Consider the following 16,464-nt stretch of genomic DNA (forward strand, 5'->3'; position numbering starts at 1 on the left):
GGAAAAAACACGGCCCGGCGGATGCGCCGGGCCGTGAAGGCAGATGTTACTTCTGGAGCTCGGTCCAGATCTTGGTGTAGAGCGCCTGCGTTTCGGGCGAGCACATCTTCTGGAACTCGCCGTGCGGCTTGGCTTCCGCGGGGATCATGATTTCCGGCGCAGTCTTCATGTCTTCCGGCATGTACTTTTCCGAGCCGGTGATGGCGTTGGCGTAACGGTGGAAGGCCGACAGGCCAGCCGCATTTTCCGGATCCATGATGAAGTTCTGGAAGAGCTTCGCGTTCTCGACGTTCTTGGCTTCCTTCAGAACGACGACGTTGTCGCTCCACATGCCGAAGCCTTCCTTCGGATAGTTGAAGTGGATCTCGGGATGAGCCAGGCGCTGGCGCAGGGCCGAGCCGTTCCAGTCGCTGGTCGCCTTGAAATCGCCGGCACCCATACGCTCGATGGTGTTGTATTCCATCGCAACCCAGTTCGGCTTGGCCGCGACCAGCATGTCGCGAACCTTCTTCAGCAGGGCCTTGTCGTCGGTGCACTGCTCGCCGCCGAGATACTTGATCGCGGCGAACATCACGTCGCCCATCTCGGGCACGACGTTGACCTTGCCCTTCAGCTCGTCAGGCGTGTTGAAGATGATGCTCCAGCTGTCGGCCGGGCCCTTGTAGGCGTCGGTGTTGACGACCACGCCGATGGTGCCCCAGGCCCACGGCACGGAATATTTGCGGCCCGGGTCGAACTCGGGATTTGCCCATTCGGGCGCCACGTTCTTGAAGTTCTCCATCTTCGACGGATCGGTTTCAAGGACGAGGCCTTCCTCGATCCAGATCGGCACATGGGTTTGCGAGGGGATCGCGATGTCGAAGCCGGTGCCGCCCTGGCGAACCTTGGCGAGCGCGGTGTCGTTGGAGTCGTAGTCGGTGATCGTCACCTTGACGTTGTACTTCTCCTCGAACTTCTTGATCACCTCGGGGCTGGTGTAGTTGCCCCAGTTGTAGATGTTGAGCTCGCCCTCGGCGCGGGCCAGGCCCGTCGAGGCAAGCAACGCCAGCCCGATTGCCGGCGCGGTGGTCTTCCAGTTCATTGCAGTGCTCCCATTGGTTGTCTGCGAATTAGTCGCGTTTTCTGCTGGCAAAGAAGAAAAGCGTCACGATGAGGATCGAAAGCAGTAGGAACGCCGTCGAAATGGCGTTGATCTCGGGCGTGATGCCGCGGCGGATCTGGCCGAGCATGTAGGTCGGCAGCGTGTCCTGCCCGCCAAGCTTGACGAAGTTGGTGATGACCACGTCGTCGAGCGAGATGACGAAGGCGAGCATGAAGCCGGCGAGAATGCCGGGCCACAGAAGCGGCAGCGTCACGCGCCGGAACGTCTTGAACGGCGTGGCGTAAAGGTCGGCGGCGGCCCGCTCGAGCGTCAGGTCCATGCTCTCCAGCCGGGCCCGGATGGGCAGATAGGCGAAGGGAATGCAGAAGGCCGCGTGCGCGGAGATCAGGTAGCCGAGGCCCGTATAGCCGGTGAAGACCTTGATGCGCGAGAAGAAGATCAGCAGCGCGACGGCCGTGACGATCTCGGGCACCATCAGCGGTTGGTTGATGAATGCATATTTGAAGGTCAGGCCGCGATAGGGCTTTGTCCGTGTGGTCGCCAGCGCCGCCATGGTGGCCGCGATGGTCGCGAATGTCGCCGCCAGCACCGCGATCTGGAAGGAGCGGAGGGTGGCGTCGATCACCTGGGCGTTGTTCCAGGCCGAAACGAACCATTTCAGCGAGAAACCGCCCCATTCGGACGTCGATGTCGCCGCGTTGAACGCATAGGCTACCAGGATGATGATGGGCAGGTAGAGCGCGACGAAGCTGATGACTGCGATGGTGGTGAAGCCCGGCAGGGCCTTCAGGTCGAAGCGCTTAGCCATGACGCACCTCCGAGGAACCGGCGTTGCGGACATAGGCAAGCAGAGCAAACATGACCATGAACATCAGAGTGATAGAGATGGCCGAGCCGAGCGGCCAGTTGCGGCCCTGACCGAACTGCAACTCGATGAGGTTGCCGAGCATCATGTTCTTGCCGCCGCCAAGCAGGCTGGGCGTCACATAGGAGCCGAGCGAGGGGATGAACACCAGGATCGAGCCGGCGATGACGCCCGGCTTGACCAGCGGGAAGATGATGCGGCGCAGCACCGCAAAGCGCGAGGCATAGAGGTCGTAACCGGCCTCGACGAGGCGGAAATCGAGCTTTTCCATGCTTGCATAGAGCGGCAGCACCATCAGCGGCAGATAGACGTAGACCATGCCGATCATGATGGCGGCATCGGTGAACAGGATCTGGATCGGCTGGTCGATGAAGCCGGCCTTGATGAGCAGGGTGTTGATGATGCCTTCGTTGCGGATGATCTGCAGGATCGCGAAGGTGCGGATCAGCAGGTTGGTCCAGAACGGAATGGTGATCAAAAACAGCCATATCTCACGCGTCCGCTCGGGGCGCGTGGCGATGAAATAGGCGGTCGGGAAGCCGAAAATGAGCGTCAGCACGGTGGTCCCGAGTGACAGCTTCACGGAGCGCCAGAAAATCGCCAAATGGGCATCGGCGAAAGACAGCGTGTCGTCGAAGATGTCTTTTTGCAGGAAGACACCCAACCAGCCGTCGGAGGAGAACTTCCATTCCACGTCGCCATAAGGACCGGGCGCGAGAAAGGAATAGATGAGAACGATGAAGAGCGGGCCGATGGCCGCCAGGAGAATGATGATCAGCGCCGGGGCTGAGAGCAGCCACCGGTTCCTGATTTCCTGACGTTCGGCGACGCGGGCGGTTTCCTGTGCGCTCGCCATTTGTCAGTCCTTCAGGATCTGCGCGACGTCTTGGCCGAACTCGATGCCCACGCGCTCTGCCTTGGCAAAGCCGTTGTGGCCGTTGCGGCTGTTCTGTTGGCGAACGATGAAGGGCGTGCCGTCCTCGAGGCGCACGTGGAAATGCGTGTCGGTGCCGAGATAGACGACGTTCTCGATATGGCCGATATGGGCCGACGTGCCGTTCGGTGCCGCAACGCGCGCATGTTCGGGCCTGACCACGACGGTGACCTTGCCCTGCGGGCTGGAGCCGCTCGGGAAGGTGGCAGGGATTTCCTTGCCCGAAGACAGGCGCACCGTGGCGCGGCCGTCATTGGCAGTCACGACGTCGGCGTGAAGGAAATTGGTTTCGCCGATGAAGTCGGCGACGAAACGCACCGCCGGGCGGTCGTAGATGTCCCAGGGCGAGCCGACCTGCAGGATCTTGCCTGCCGACATGACCGCGATGCGGTCGGACATGGTCAGCGCTTCTTCCTGGTCGTGGGTGACGAAGATGAAGGTGATGCCGGTCTCGTGCTGGAGACGCTTCAGTTCGATCTGCATTTCCTTGCGCAGCTTGTAGTCGAGCGCCGAGAGCGGCTCGTCGAGCAACAGCACTTTCGGCTGCGGGGCGAGGGCGCGAGCCAGCGCGACGCGCTGCTGCTGGCCACCTGAAATCTGGCTGGTCTTGCGGTCCTTGAGGGCCTCCATGCGCACCAGCTTCAGCATCTCGGCGACGCGCGCCTCGATCTCAGCCTTGGGCTTGCCCAGCATCTCCAGGCCGAAGGCGATGTTCTGGCCCACGGTCATGTGCGGGAACAGCGCATAGCTCTGGAACACCGTGTTGACCGGCCGTTTGAACGGCGGCAGCGGCGCAATGTCCTGGCCGTAGAGCAGGATCTGGCCGTCGGTGGGATAGTCAAAGCCGGCGATCAGCCGCAGCAGAGTGGTCTTGCCGCAGCCCGATGGGCCCAGAAGGGTGAAGAACTCGTTTTCGCGGATCGATACGGAGACATTGTCCAGTGCCGCGAACTGAGCATCCCCCGTACCAAACAGTTTACTTACGTCGCGGACTTCAATCGCATTTTTATCCGGCATTTCCGGCACGCATACCCCTGTTATAGAGTGTCCCGCCTTGTTCGGCGCTTCTTATTTCCTGTCCAATTGTCAGCACATGCGGCTTAGCTTGGCAACTGCCTAACTGAACAAAGATTGAAGTGGATATCTTCCGTCTATGCTTGCCGCTATGCCTGATAGGTGACCTTGCCGCCGCAGATCGTGGTGGCCGGGCGAATCTCCTGCAGGGCTTCCGGCGCGGTGGATTCGAGGTCTCCCGAGAGCACCACGAGGTCGGCGAAGAAGCCGGGTTTGAGCCTTCCCTTGCGGTCCTCGTTGAACTCGGCATAGGCGCCTTCGACCGTGTAGGCGGCTAGCGCCTCACGCAGCGAGAATCGCTGGTCGGGCATGTCGTCGGCCCATTTCTGCCGCGTCATCGAGGCTTGCATGCCGGCGATCGGATCGATCGGCGAAACCGGCCAGTCGGAGGCGAAGACCACATGCGCGCCGGCTTCCTTGAGCGTGCGCGAGGGGTAGCTGACATGCCAGCGATGGCGGCCGATGCGCGAGACGGTCGGCTCCAGCGGCAGGCCCATCGAACCGGGCGGATGGGGAGGCTGCATGGAGGCGATGACGCCAAGGTCGATGAAGCGCGGAATGTCGGCTTCGGTCGTCACTTCGATATGTTCGATGCGGTGGCGGCTGTCGCGCTTGCCGTTTTCCTTCTGCGCCGCTTCGTAACCGTCGAGCACCGCGCGCACCGCGCCGTCGCCGATGGAGTGGACGGCGATCTGCAGGCCGCGCTTGTCGATGGCCACGGCCAGTTCGCGGAACTGTTCGGGCGTAAACAGCGGCTCGCCGACCCAGTCGGGCCGATCGGCATAGGGCTCGATCATGACGGCCGTCCAGGAATCGAGCACGCCGTCATAAAAGACCTTCACGAGGCCCGAATGCAGGTAGTCGGACGTATAGCGCTCGGCCATGCCGGAGGCTTTCTCCAGCATGTCGAGGGTCATGAAGTTCTTGTAATGGAAGGGAACTTGCACGCGGCAGGACAGGCCCTCGGCCGCATCGATCTCCGACAGCAGCTCGAGCTGGTAGAGATTGCCGTCCATGTTCTGGATGGAGGTGATGCCATGCTTTGCGCACCAGGCAAGGCCGCGGCGCATGATGTCGCGATCCGCATCACGCTCGGCTTTGGAGGGCGCAGGGTCCGGCTCGCCGCCTGTGGACAGGCCAAGCCGCGTGCGCTCTTCGCCCGCAAGCTTCAGCACCGGCCCAAAAGCCTCGTTCTCGCGCAGCTCGCCGGTGGCGAGGCCATCCTCGCCCATCACCACCTCGTTGCCCAGGCCAACCTTGTTGCCGTGCAGGATGCCCGCCATCTCCAGCGCCTTGGTGTTGGCCCACATGGTGTGGTGATCGGGGGCGGCCATGGCGAAGGGGCGGTCGGACAGGATGCGGTCGAGATGGTGGCGCGTCACGGTTTCGCCGGGCAGGACCGTGTAGTCGACGCCCTGGCCGACCAGCATCTTGGCGTCGGGGCGCGCGGCGGCGTAGTCGCGGATTGCCTTCTGCAGCGCCTCGAAGCCGTGCACGCCCTGAAGCTGGAGATGCGCAAGCTCGGCCGCGCCGGAGAACAGATGCATATGCGCTTCGATGAAGCCGGGAATGACCGAGCCGCCCTTGGCGTCGATCACCCGCGTGTCGGGGCCTTTCAGATCGAGAATTGTGTTGTTGTCGCCGATGGCCTGGATCAGGCCGCCCTGGATGGCGATGGCCTCAGCCTTCGGGTTGGCTTCATCCATGGTCAGGACGTGGCCGTTGATGACGATCAGATCAGCGTGGGAAGGCATTTAGGATCCGGACCTGTTGATTGCGGCCCTACGCTAGCAACCGCCGAAAACTTGGGATGATGCCAGATGCACCGTCAGTCTTGGTACAGGCACGCTCTTGTGGAGAGGCAGGGCGTGCGGCTAGGGTCACGCGCCAATCGCACTGAAAGGAAAATGATGAAGACGGTTTTTTCTCCGCTCCACGCCGGCCATGCCGGCCAGATGGAGCTGGTTGCCGGCGAGATTGTGCCGGGCTTCGAGAAGCCTTCGCGGGCGGAGTACATCAAGGCCAGGGTTGAGAGCGAGAAGCTGGGACCCATCCTGGCGCCGACGGAGCATTCGCTGGACGCGGCCAAGCGCGTGCACCGGGCCGATTACATCGATTTCCTACCGACGGTCTGGCCGCTGTGGCAGGAAGCTGGTTTCCCCGGTTCGGCCATGCCCTTCACCTGGCCCACGCGCGGCATGCGCGGCGACGTGCGCCCGAAGCGAATCGATGCCCTGCTTGGCTACTATTCGATCGACGCCGGCGCGACCTTCGTCAAAGGCACCTGGGACGCGATCAAGTCGTCCTATGATGTGGGTCTGACCGCCGCCGAGATCGTCAAGGCTGGCGAGCGCACCGCGTTCGCGCTCTGCCGTCCGCCCGGCCACCATGCCGGCTCGGGCTTCATGGGCGGCTACTGCTTCATCAACAACGCCGCCGTCGCGGCGCAGTGGTATCGCGACCAGGGCGCGGCGCGCGTCGCCATCCTCGACGTCGACTACCACCACGGCAACGGCACGCAGGAAATCTTCTACGAGCGCGACGACGTGATGGTGCTGAACCTGCACGGCGACCCGATGACCGAATATCCGTTCTTCCTCGGCCATGCCGACGAGCGCGGCGCGGGCAAGGGCGAGGGCTTCAACCACAACTATCCGATGGCGCCGGGAACGCCTTGGGAGAAGTGGAACGAAGCGTTGGAAGACGCCTGCAAGAAGGTTGCTGCCTATGCCCCGGACGTCGTAGTCGTGTCGCTCGGCGTCGATACCTTCGAGAAGGACCCGATCAGCCAGTTCAAGCTGAAGAGCGTGGACTACCCGAAGATCGGCGCGCGCATTGCCAAGCTCGGCCTGCCGACGCTGTTCGTCATGGAAGGCGGCTATGCGGTCGAGGAAATCGGAATCAACGCCGTCGGCGTGCTGACGGGCTTCGAAGGCGCCTGACCTTCAAAAGGGGCGCCCGCTGAGGCGCCCCCAATACACTCCAGATCCGGAACGAAAAGACATGAGCAACCATCTGAAATTCTACATCGACGGCGAGTGGGTAGCGCCGGTGAAGCCGGCCACGCTGGACGTGATCGACCCGTCCACCGAAGAGGCCTACACGGCAATTTCGCTCGGCTCAAAGGCCGATGTCGACAAGGCCGTTGCCGCCGCGCGCGCAGCCTTCGCCAGCTTCTCGCAGACCACGCGCGAACAGCGCCTGGCCCTGCTCAACAAGGTGCTGGAAATCTACAACCGTCGCTACGAGGACGTGGCGCAGGCGATCTCGCTGGAGATGGGCGCGCCGATCACCTGGGCTCGCGAGGCGCAGGCTGCTGCCGGCCAGGTGCACCTCGAATCGACCATCAAGGCGCTGGAAGAATACGAATTCAGCCATCAGCGCGGCGGCACCATGGTGGTGAAGGAGCCGATCGGCGTCTGCGCGCTGATCACGCCCTGGAACTGGCCGCTCAACCAGATCGTCTGCAAGGTGGCGCCGGCAATCGCCGCGGGCTGCACCGTGGTGCTGAAGCCGTCGGAAATCGCGCCGATCAGCGGCATCGTCTTTGCCGAGATCATGCATGAGGCGGGCGTGCCGAAGGGCGTGTTCAACATGGTCAACGGCAACGGCCCGGATGTCGGTCAGGTGATGGCCGAGCACCCGGATGTCGACATGGTGTCCTTCACCGGCTCGACGCGCGCTGGCGTTCTGGTTGCCAAGGCGGCTGCCGATACGGTCAAGCGCGTGGCGCAGGAACTCGGTGGCAAGAGCGCCAACATCATCATGCCGGACGCCGATTTCGCCAATGCCGTGCGCGACGGTGTCAACGCCTGCTTCGGCAACACCGGCCAGTCCTGCGATGCGCCGACGCGCATGCTGGTGCCGGCCTCGCGCCACGACGAGGCGCTGGAAGTGGCCAAGGCCGCAGCCGAAGCCCATCGCACCGGCGACCCGCGTTCGACCGAAACCCAGCTCGGACCTGTCGTCAGCCAGCTGCAGTACGACAAGATCCAGGGATTGATCGAGAAGGGCATGGCTGAAGGCGCCAAGCTGGTCACGGGTGGTCTCGGCCGGCCTGAGGGCCTGAACCGCGGCTACTACATCCGCCCCACCGTGTTCGGCCACGTCACTCCCGACATGACCATCGCGCGCGAAGAGATCTTCGGGCCGGTGCTTTCGGTCATCTCCTATCAGGATGAGGACGACGCGGTGCGCATCGCCAACGACACGGTCTACGGCCTTGCCGCCTATATCCAGTCGCAGAACATCGACAATGCCCGCCGCGTGGCTTCGAAGATGCGCGCCGGCTCGGTCTACCTCAACTACCCGGCCTGGGATACGCACGCTCCCTTCGGCGGCTACAAGCAGTCGGGCAACGGCCGCGAATATGCCGACTGGGGCATCCACGATTTCCTTGAGATCAAGGGCATCGTAGGTTACGCCGGCTAAGAACTCTTATCGGGCGTGGCGACGGAAGCGTCGCCACGCCCTTCTTCTATCTGCTGGGGCACAGTTCCGGCGAGGCGCCGTAGGGCGCAGAAATGGGCATCCAGACGATAGCCCATCAATCCGGGCGAAGACCGCCTCGAAATTCTCGCTGAAAATCTGATTGGTTTTGCTTCCTGCGGAAGCCGGCTTTGCCGTTGGCATCGCCCAAAAAGAAAACACCCGCCGAGGGAGGAGGTTCGGCGGGTGTTTCTATAGGTCGGTCGACAATCGGGAGGAGGTGAAGGTCGACCGTATCCGACAAGGCCCGGGAGGAGGTAGGCCGTTGCCGAAATCACTCGGGCTAAATGCCCCCGATCGCCTTCCTAAGCAACCGTTAATGCTGCATGGCAGCCTTGCAATTTTGTGCGATGCAGCAATCCGACGCATGCAACGGCTGAATTTTCCGCCGCGGGTGTGTGTGCGATGCAGCAGTCGACGCCGCTGCAAAGCGTCTCAAATATGCACTGCGTGGCCGAGCGCCTTGAGCGCAGCTTCCTGAAAGGCCTCGCCCTGTGTCGGATGGGCGTGGATGGTGCCGGCTATGTCTTCCAGCCGCGCGCCCATTTCGATCGCGAGCCCGAAGGCGGTGGCGAGTTCCGAGACGTGCTGGCCCACAGCCTGGATGCCGAGCACCAGATGGTTGTCGGCTCGCGCCACCACGCGCACGAAGCCTGCCTCGCCCTGCATGGTCATGGCGCGGGCATTAGCAGTGTAGGGGAATTGGCCGACCTTGATTTCGTGGCCGTGCGCGCGCGCCTCGTCGGGCGAGAGGCCGGCGGTCACGACCTCCGGGTCAGTGAAGCAGACGGCCGGAATGCAGCGCTTGTCCCATGAGCGGCGGTTGCCGGCGACGATCTCGGCGACCATTTCGCCCTGCGCCATGGCGCGGTGCGCCAGCATCGGCTCGCCGGTGACGTCGCCTATTGCATAGACGCCGCGCATGGAGGTGCGGCACTGGCTGTCGATGCGCAGGAATTTTCCGGCGCGGTCGAGGTCGAGTTCCTCCAGTCCCCAGCCTTCCATCACTGGCTTGCGGCCGACAGTGACGAGAATCTTGTCTGCGGGAAGTTCCTGCTCCTGGCCATCGGCGGTCTCAACGACCAGGGCGTCGCCCTTGGCCGAAAGACCCTTCGCCTTCGCCTCGGTCAGCACCGACACGCCGAGTTCGCCTAGGCGTCTTGCCACCGGCCGGGTAAGTTCGGCGTCATATTGCGGCAGGATGCGGGGCAGGGCTTCCACCACCGTCACTGCCGAGCCGAATTTGGCGAAGGCGGTGCCGAGTTCGAGCCCGATATAGCCGCCGCCCACGACGACCAGCCTTTCCGGAACCTTCGCCAGCGAGAGCGCCTCGGTCGAGGAAATCACCGGCCCGCCGAACGGCAAAGCGGGCAGTTCCATCGGCTCGGAGCCGGTGGCGATCACTACCGTCTCAGTGCGGATCACCTGCGTGCCGGTCTCGGTCTCGACCTCCACCGTCTTGCCGTCGTGGAATTTGGCGCGGCCGTGAACGATCTTCACGCCAGCCTTCTTCAACAGGCCCACCACGCCGTTGTTGAGGCGGCCAACCACGCCGTTCTTCCAGGAAACGGTCTTTGCGAGATCGAGCTTGGGCGCTTCGAGCGTGATGCCGAGCGTGTTCTTGCCTTCCGCCGCCAGCAAAACCTTTTCGAATTCGTCGGCGGCGTGGATCAGCGCCTTGGACGGAATGCAGCCGAAGTTCAGGCAGGTGCCGCCGGCCTTGTTCATCTCCACGATCACCGTGTCGACGCCGAGCTGGCCGGCGCGAATGGCGCAGACATAGCCACCCGGGCCAGCGCCGATGACCAGAAGCTTGCAGGAGATGTCTTTCATCGGCTCATCCCTCGACGAAAATCAGCGCCGGCGTTTCCAGCAGCGTCTTGATGCGCTGGATGAAGACGGCAGCGTCCCAGCCGTCCACGACGCGGTGGTCGAAGGAGGAGGACAGGTTCATCATCTTGCGCGGAATGAACTGGCTGCCGTCCCACACCGGACGCACCATGATCTTGTTGACGCCCACGATCGCCACTTCCGGATGGTTGATGACCGGCGTGGTGGCAACGCCGCCCATGGCGCCCAGCGAGGTGATGGTGATGGTCGAGCCCGAAAGCTCCTCGCGCGTGGCGGTGCCGGTGCGGGCGGCGTCCGACAGTCGGGCGAGTTCGGTGGCGTTGTTCCATATGTCGCGCGCCTCGGCATGGCGCACCACGGGCACCATCAGGCCGCCCGGCGTCTGGGTGGCGATGCCGATATGCACGCCGCCATATTGATGCACCACGCCTGCCTCGTCGTCGAAGATGGCGTTGACATTGGGCTGGTCGGCGATGGCCTTCACCATCGCCCGCATGAGGAAGGGTAGCAGCGTCAGCTTGGGCTGGTCGGCGCGCTTTTGCTTGTTGAGCGCGGCGCGCAGGTCCTCCAGCGCGGTGACGTCCATCTCCTCGACATAGGTGATGTGCGGGATGCGCGATTTGGCCACCGCCATCTTCTCGGCGATGCGGCGGCGCAGGCCGACGACCTTGATGTCTTCGACGGTGAGGTTCCTGACGAGCCCGCGCGCGCCGGTCGGCGCCTGCGGTCCGCGCGCCAGGAAGGCGTCGATGTCCTCATGCGTGATGCGGCCTGCCGGCCCGGTGCCCGGCACCTGGCGCAGGTCGATGCCCGTTTCGGTGGCGCGCAGGCGCACTGCGGGCGAGGCCAGCGGCTTTTCGCCCTCGGCGCGCGGCGCGGCGAGTTGCGGTCGAACCGGGAAATGATTGCGGCCGTTTGCCGGAGCCGGTTTTGGTGCAGGCGCGGCAGGAGCGGCTGCCGGCGCGGCTGGCCTTGCCTCTACAGCGTCGACTGCCTTGGCGGCGGGCTCGGGCTTCGGTTCTTCATTGGTTTTGGGCGCTTCGGCTGCGCTCGGCTCTTCAGCCGCTTCGCCCTCCACCTTCAGCCGGATCAGCGGCGAGCCGACGGCGACCACGTCGCCGATCTCGGCGCCCAGCCAGGTGATTTCGCCATGGACGGGCGAGGGGATTTCGACGGTCGCCTTGTCGGTCATCACGGCCGCAAGCAGCATGTCCTCGCGCACGAGGTCGCCAACCTTGACGTGCCATTCCACAAGCTCGGCTTCCGCCACGCCTTCGCCGACGTCGGGAAGCTTTATCACATGCTCGGCCATGCTCACGCCTCCATGGTTTCGCGCATGGCCTGCCCGAGGCGGGCGGGGCCGGGAAAATAGTCCCACTCCTGCGCATGCGGGTAGGGCGTGTCCCAGCCGGTCACGCGGGCGATGGGCGCTTCGAGATTGTAGAAGCAATATTGCTGGACGAGCGCGGCAAGCTCGGCGCCGAAGCCGGAGGTCAGCGTCGCCTCATGCACGACCACGCAGCGGCCGGTCTTCTTCACCGAGGCCACGATGGTGTCGAGATCGAGCGGCAGAAGCGTGCGCAGATCGATGATCTCAGCATTGATGCCGGTTTCCTCGGCGGCGGCCTCGGCCACATAGACCATGGTGCCGTAGGCGAGGATGGTCAGCTCCGAGCCTTCGCGGCGCACCGAAGCCTTGCCGAGCGGTACAGCGAAATGGCCGTCCGGCACTTCGCCGAGCGGATGCTTGGACCATGGCGTGACGGGCCGTTCGTGGTGGCCGTCGAAGGGGCCATTGTAGAGCCGCTTGGGCTCCAGGAAGATCACCGGGTCGGGGTCCTCGATGGAGGCGATCAGCAGCCCCTTGGCGTCATAGGGGTTCGACGGCACCACGACCTTAAGGCCCGAAACATGGGTGAACAGCGCTTCGGGGCTCTGGCTGTGGGTCTGGCCGCCGAATATGCCGCCGCCGGTGGGCATGCGCACCACGATGGGGCAGGTGAACTCGCCGTTGGAGCGATAGCGCAGGCGGGCCGCCTCCGAGACGATCTGGTCATAGGCGGGATAGACATAGTCGGCGAACTGCACCTCCACGCAGGGGCGCAGGCCGTAGGCCGCCATGCCGATGGCCGCGCCCACGATGCCGGATTCGCTGATCGGCGCATCGAAGCAGCGGGTCTTACCGTATTTCTGCTGCAGCCCTTGCGTGCAACGGAACACGCCGCCGAAATAGCCGACATCCTCGCCGAAGACGACGACAGTGTCGTCGCGCGCCATCGATACGTCCATGGCGCTGCGGATCGCCTCGATCATGGTCATTCTGGCCATGAGCTACACCCCCGCTTCCTGCCGCTGGCGCCGCAGGTGCGGCGGCATCTCGGCATAGACGCCCTCGAACATGTCGCGCACGGTGGGCTTGCCGCCCGCGTGCAGCGTGCCATGGCTTTCAGCTTCCTTCTGCGCGGCGATGACCGCGTCGAGGATTTCGGCTTCGGCCTGCTTGTGGCGCTCTTCGGACCACACGCTGCGCTTGATGAGATGGTTCTTCAGCCGCAGCACCGGGTCGCCAAGCGGCCATGCTGCCGACTCCTCCTTGGGGCGATACGCCGAGGGGTCGTCCGAGGTCGAATGGGCGCCGACGCGGTAGGTGACGTATTCGATCAGCGTGGGGCCCAGATTGCGCCGCGCGCGTTCGACCGCCCATTTGGCCACCGCATGGACGGCCAGGTAGTCGTTGCCGTCGACGCGCAGCGCCGGGATGCCGAAGCCGAGGCCGCGTGCGGCAAAGGTGCCGGAGCCGCCGCGGGCGATGCCCTGGAAGGTCGAGATCGCCCACTGGTTGTTGACGATGTTGAGGACGACGGGCGCAGTGTAGGTGGAGGCGAACACCAGGGCCGCGTGGAAGTCGCTTTCGGCGGTTGCGCCGTCGCCCACCCAGCCGGCGGCGATCTTGGTGTCGTTCCTGATGGCCGAAGCCATCGCCCAGCCGACGGCCTGGATGAACTGCGTGGTGAGGTTGCCCGAGATCGAGAAGAAACCGTGCTCCTGCGACGAATACATTACCGGCAGCTGGCGGCCCTTCAGCGGGTCGCGCTCGTTGGAAAAGATCTGGTTCATCATGTCGACCATCGGATAACCGCCCGCGATCAGCAGGCCGGCTTGCCGGTAGGTCGGGAAGTTCATGTCGCCGGGGGCGAGCGCCTTGCGGAAGGCGCAGCTCACCGCTTCTTCGCCCATATGCTGCATGTAGAAGGAGGTCTTGCCCTGCCGCTGCGCCATCAGCATGCGCGCGTCGAAGGTGCGCAGGGTCATCATGTCCCGGAGCCCTTGCAGCAACTCCTCGTCGGTGAGGGTGCCGGCCCAGGGGCCAACAGCCTCGCCATCGCGGTTCAGCACGCGGATGATCGAATAGGCGAGATCGCGGATTTCCCTTGGGTCGACGTCAACCTCGGGGCGCGGCACGGAGCCTGCCTTGGGGATGGTGACATTGGAGAAATCAGGTGTGCCGCCGGGGCGAACCTCCGGCTCGGGGACATGCAGGCTGAGCGGTCCGTGCTCGGTCATGCGGCCAATTTCCTCCCGGTTCCGGTTGGCCAACGACACTGTATTCGCCATTCATTCCACCGGCTTGTACGGCAATCAACCCCTCCCTCCGGCTACCCGAGCCTCTTCCGGGGGCGGCCGCAGAAGCCGCGCGGCAGGCCCGGAAATTTTGTGATTCGATTGCTTCGCGGTGGGACCGTTCCTGTCGCCTGCGCAATTTCGAACAGTTTTTCCTGTCGTTTTCGCCTATTTTGGGTTTTAGTCGTAATGGCCAAATATTTTTTGGTCATCGGCAGAGGAGCCCGTGTATCCGCAACGACCGACAGCAACGACCGTCAAAGTGAGAGGAGACAGACATGACTGCCTTGTTGCCCCCGCTTCATGAAGGCCATGCGCCGATCATTCTGCACCAGGCGTTCCACGACGCGCTGGAAGCCTTCGAGGAATGGGCGCCGGGTGCGCCCGAACCTTCCGTCGAATTCGACGGCAAGCAGGTAGCCGTCAGCGCCGTGTTCGGCCGCATGCGCACTTGCACCGACATCCTGCCCGTCCGCACGCTGGACGCAGTGCGGGAAATCGTCGGCCCCGCCGCGCAGGAGCTGTCGGAGGACCAGGTGACCTATGCACATGCGGCGCTGCTGCTTAGAGCACTCTGCGTGGAGCGGCTGAGAGGCTAGGATTCGCGACGTTCTCCAAAATCCGTGTTTTGGAGAACGTGGTTTCGCGAGAAAGCTGTTGACGAAAAATTAATCTTAATTGTGGCGTGATTTTCGCAATCGACAATGTCTATAAAAATCATAGACTGGGTGTGATTAGGGAGACCACGACGATGTCGCGCAGCCACCAGCCAACAGCAAGATGGCATTCCATCCGTGGGCCGCTGGCAAACCGCCAGGCCAGGCTCCGCATTGGGCTGGAAACCATCATCTTCCTTCTCGCCGTCGGGTTCACCATAGCTTTGGTGTTCGGCCTGTTCAGATAGGCCGGTACGGCCCCGGAAGAGGGAGCTAGCAAGCAACGAAATCAGGGAATTGGTCCCCGCGTCGCAGGCGCGGTCGATAGGACTATGGAGGAGAGTGCCATGCATATCGAATTCACGAGCCGTATCGAACGATGGACGCCGGCTGCTGATGCCGGCGGAAGAACGAACGCCGACGTGCAGGCCCACGCGCGCCGGCTGGCCTTGGCGGCGGAAAGCGCAGGGTTCGACCGCGTGCTGATCGCCGACCCGAAGGGCAGGGCCGACAACAGCCAACTCGCCTCGTTCCTGCTGCACAACACGCTGCAGCTTGGCGTGGCGATGTCGCATGCCGCCGGCATACTGGCGCCGCAGGTGGCGGCCGAACAGCTCGCAACGCTCGACCAGCTAAGCGGCGGCCGACTCATGGTTCGCATGGTGCCCGGCGAGGACGGTCTCGACCATGAGGCGGCTCTTGCCCGGACCGACGAATATCTGGTTCTTCTCAAGCGGCTTTGGGTCAACGACCAGCCATTCGACCATGAGGGACCGCACTACAGCCTGAAGTCGGCGCTTTCCGCGGCACGGCCCTTCGGCCGCGCGCAGGTGCCGCTGGTGCTCGGCGGGCTGTCAGGAACTGCGGTCAAGGTTGCGGCCAAGCATGCCGACCTGTTCGAACTGCCCGCGGCCACTGCCGCCGAAACGCGCCAGACCATAGCACGGGTGCGTGCAGCTGCTTCCAGCCATGGCCGAGCCGACAAGATCCGCTTTTCCGTGCCGATCCGCCCGGTGATCGCCGATAGCCGCGCGGCGGCCTGGGCGAGGGCCAACCAGATCGCGCATGACAACAATGCGACCCGCCTTGTCGGTACGCCGGAACAGGTGGCGCTGGGGCTGCTTGATTATTGCGAGTTGGGCATCAGCGATTTCGTGGTGCACGGCCTCGACGAGCCGCAGGAGCTGGTGGCATTCGGACGCGACGTGGCAGCGGTGGTCAGGCGTTCCCTGGCCCGGCACGAAGCACATGCGGCTGATATTCCGCAGCGCGACTTATGGGAGGCGCTGACCTTTCCGCTGCGCGGAAGGATCTAGCTGATCACATGCCGTATTTGATGGTGCGCACGACATCGTCATTGTCGGCGTCGCGCATCGAGGCAAGGCTGCGGTTGTCGAGCACTTCGGCAATTGCCTGGCGAACGTCCAGCATCATGTGGCGCACTTCGCAGGTCGCCTCGTCGCAATCCTCGCAGCGCTGATACTGGGTGCGGCTGGCGCAGGGGATGGGCGCCAGCGGGCCGTCGAGCACGCGCACCACATGGCCGATCTTGATCTCCGAGGCCGGGCGAGCGAGGCGGTATCCGCCGTCCTTGCCCTTGCGGCTCTGCACGAAGCCGGCATTGCGCAGTTCGCCCAGGATGGCGTCCAGGAATTTCTTCGGGATGTTGTTGGCAACGGCAATATCGTTGACGAAGGCAAGTTGGCCGGCCGGCAGCCCTGAAAGATGAATCAGGGCTTTGAGGCCGTATTTACCTTTTTTAGTAAGCATGCCCGCAAAAACTCACAGAAATTCTGCCTATGCCTGTGGCGAGCGTTTGTGTGCAAATGATGACAAAACGCCCCCGCAAAGCGCGCACAACTGACTTAAAAGT

14 protein-coding genes are annotated in these 16,464 nt (G+C 63.6%); 4 read left to right on the forward strand and 10 right to left on the reverse strand.

The genetic code is table 11. The features are described from left to right. Nucleotides 1–46 precede the first annotated feature (46 nt). The 5 genes from M2281_RS14830 to M2281_RS14850 all read right to left on the reverse strand — a co-directional run bounded on the left by M2281_RS14830 (nt 47) and on the right by M2281_RS14850 (nt 5,729). Nucleotides 47–1,081, reverse strand: coding sequence for an extracellular solute-binding protein (locus M2281_RS14830; RefSeq protein ID WP_280821944.1), 1,035 nt, complete (start codon nt 1,079–1,081; stop codon nt 47–49). Nucleotides 1,082–1,109: 28 nt separating this feature from the next. Then, nucleotides 1,110–1,910, reverse strand: a complete 801-nt coding sequence (locus M2281_RS14835; RefSeq protein WP_280821945.1) for an ABC transporter permease — start codon at nt 1,908–1,910, stop codon at nt 1,110–1,112. Continuing rightward, complete coding sequence (locus M2281_RS14840) at nt 1,903–2,823, reverse strand: ABC transporter permease (RefSeq protein ID WP_280821946.1); 921 nt, start codon at nt 2,821–2,823, stop codon at nt 1,903–1,905. Before M2281_RS14840 ends, M2281_RS14835 begins: the two co-directional genes overlap by 8 nt. A 3-nt stretch (nt 2,824–2,826) precedes the next feature. Beyond that, nucleotides 2,827–3,927: an ABC transporter ATP-binding protein gene (locus tag M2281_RS14845; RefSeq protein ID WP_280821947.1), complete on the reverse strand. Its 1,101-nt coding sequence runs from the start codon at nt 3,925–3,927 to the stop codon at nt 2,827–2,829. Nucleotides 3,928–4,064: 137 nt separating this feature from the next. Next, nucleotides 4,065–5,729: an amidohydrolase gene (locus M2281_RS14850; protein WP_280821948.1), complete on the reverse strand. Its 1,665-nt coding sequence runs from the start codon at nt 5,727–5,729 to the stop codon at nt 4,065–4,067. A gap of 156 nt (nt 5,730–5,885) precedes the next feature. On the opposite strand from M2281_RS14850, the gene M2281_RS14855 reads away from it, so the two are divergent. Both M2281_RS14855 and M2281_RS14860 read left to right on the forward strand, forming a co-directional pair. Continuing rightward, nucleotides 5,886–6,917 carry a histone deacetylase family protein gene (locus tag M2281_RS14855; protein ID WP_280822490.1) on the forward strand — a complete coding sequence of 344 codons (1,032 nt, stop codon included), beginning with the start codon at nt 5,886–5,888 and terminating at the stop codon, nt 6,915–6,917. Nucleotides 6,918–6,978: 61 nt separating this feature from the next. After that, entirely contained in the window at nt 6,979–8,406 is a 1,428-nt protein-coding gene (locus tag M2281_RS14860; RefSeq protein WP_280821949.1) for an aldehyde dehydrogenase family protein, read from the forward strand. 492 nt (nt 8,407–8,898) lie between these two features. Here M2281_RS14860 and lpdA read toward each other — a convergent pair whose 3' ends face one another. Genes lpdA through M2281_RS14880 form a run of 4 tightly spaced genes read right to left on the reverse strand, consistent with a single transcriptional unit; the run spans nt 8,899 to nt 13,878 of the window. Continuing rightward, a complete protein-coding gene (gene lpdA, locus M2281_RS14865) occupies nt 8,899–10,296 on the reverse strand; it encodes a dihydrolipoyl dehydrogenase (RefSeq protein ID WP_280821950.1) in 1,398 nt (465 codons plus the stop codon). Nucleotides 10,297–10,300: 4 nt separating this feature from the next. Further along, nucleotides 10,301–11,626, reverse strand: a complete 1,326-nt coding sequence (locus M2281_RS14870) for a dihydrolipoamide acetyltransferase family protein (RefSeq protein WP_280821951.1) — start codon at nt 11,624–11,626, stop codon at nt 10,301–10,303. 2 nt (nt 11,627–11,628) lie between these two features. Further along, nucleotides 11,629–12,642: an alpha-ketoacid dehydrogenase subunit beta gene (locus tag M2281_RS14875; RefSeq protein ID WP_280821952.1), complete on the reverse strand. Its 1,014-nt coding sequence runs from the start codon at nt 12,640–12,642 to the stop codon at nt 11,629–11,631. A gap of 3 nt (nt 12,643–12,645) precedes the next feature. Then, complete coding sequence (locus M2281_RS14880) at nt 12,646–13,878, reverse strand: 3-methyl-2-oxobutanoate dehydrogenase (2-methylpropanoyl-transferring) subunit alpha (RefSeq protein ID WP_280821953.1); 1,233 nt, start codon at nt 13,876–13,878, stop codon at nt 12,646–12,648. Between the two features lie 335 nt (nt 13,879–14,213). Between M2281_RS14880 and M2281_RS14885 the strand changes: the two genes are divergently transcribed. Then, nucleotides 14,214–14,534, forward strand: a complete 321-nt coding sequence (locus M2281_RS14885) for a hypothetical protein (protein WP_280821954.1) — start codon at nt 14,214–14,216, stop codon at nt 14,532–14,534. Between the two features lie 404 nt (nt 14,535–14,938). Beyond that, nucleotides 14,939–15,907: an LLM class flavin-dependent oxidoreductase gene (locus M2281_RS14890; RefSeq protein ID WP_280821955.1), complete on the forward strand. Its 969-nt coding sequence runs from the start codon at nt 14,939–14,941 to the stop codon at nt 15,905–15,907. A gap of 4 nt (nt 15,908–15,911) precedes the next feature. Here M2281_RS14890 and M2281_RS14895 read toward each other — a convergent pair whose 3' ends face one another. Then, entirely contained in the window at nt 15,912–16,361 is a 450-nt protein-coding gene (locus tag M2281_RS14895; RefSeq protein ID WP_280821956.1) for an RrF2 family transcriptional regulator, read from the reverse strand. Nucleotides 16,362–16,464: the final 103 nt, after the last annotated feature.

The sequence above is a fragment of the Pseudaminobacter soli (ex Li et al. 2025) genome (genome assembly GCF_029892515.1).
Lineage (GTDB): Bacteria > Pseudomonadota > Alphaproteobacteria > Rhizobiales > Rhizobiaceae > Pseudaminobacter > Pseudaminobacter soli_A.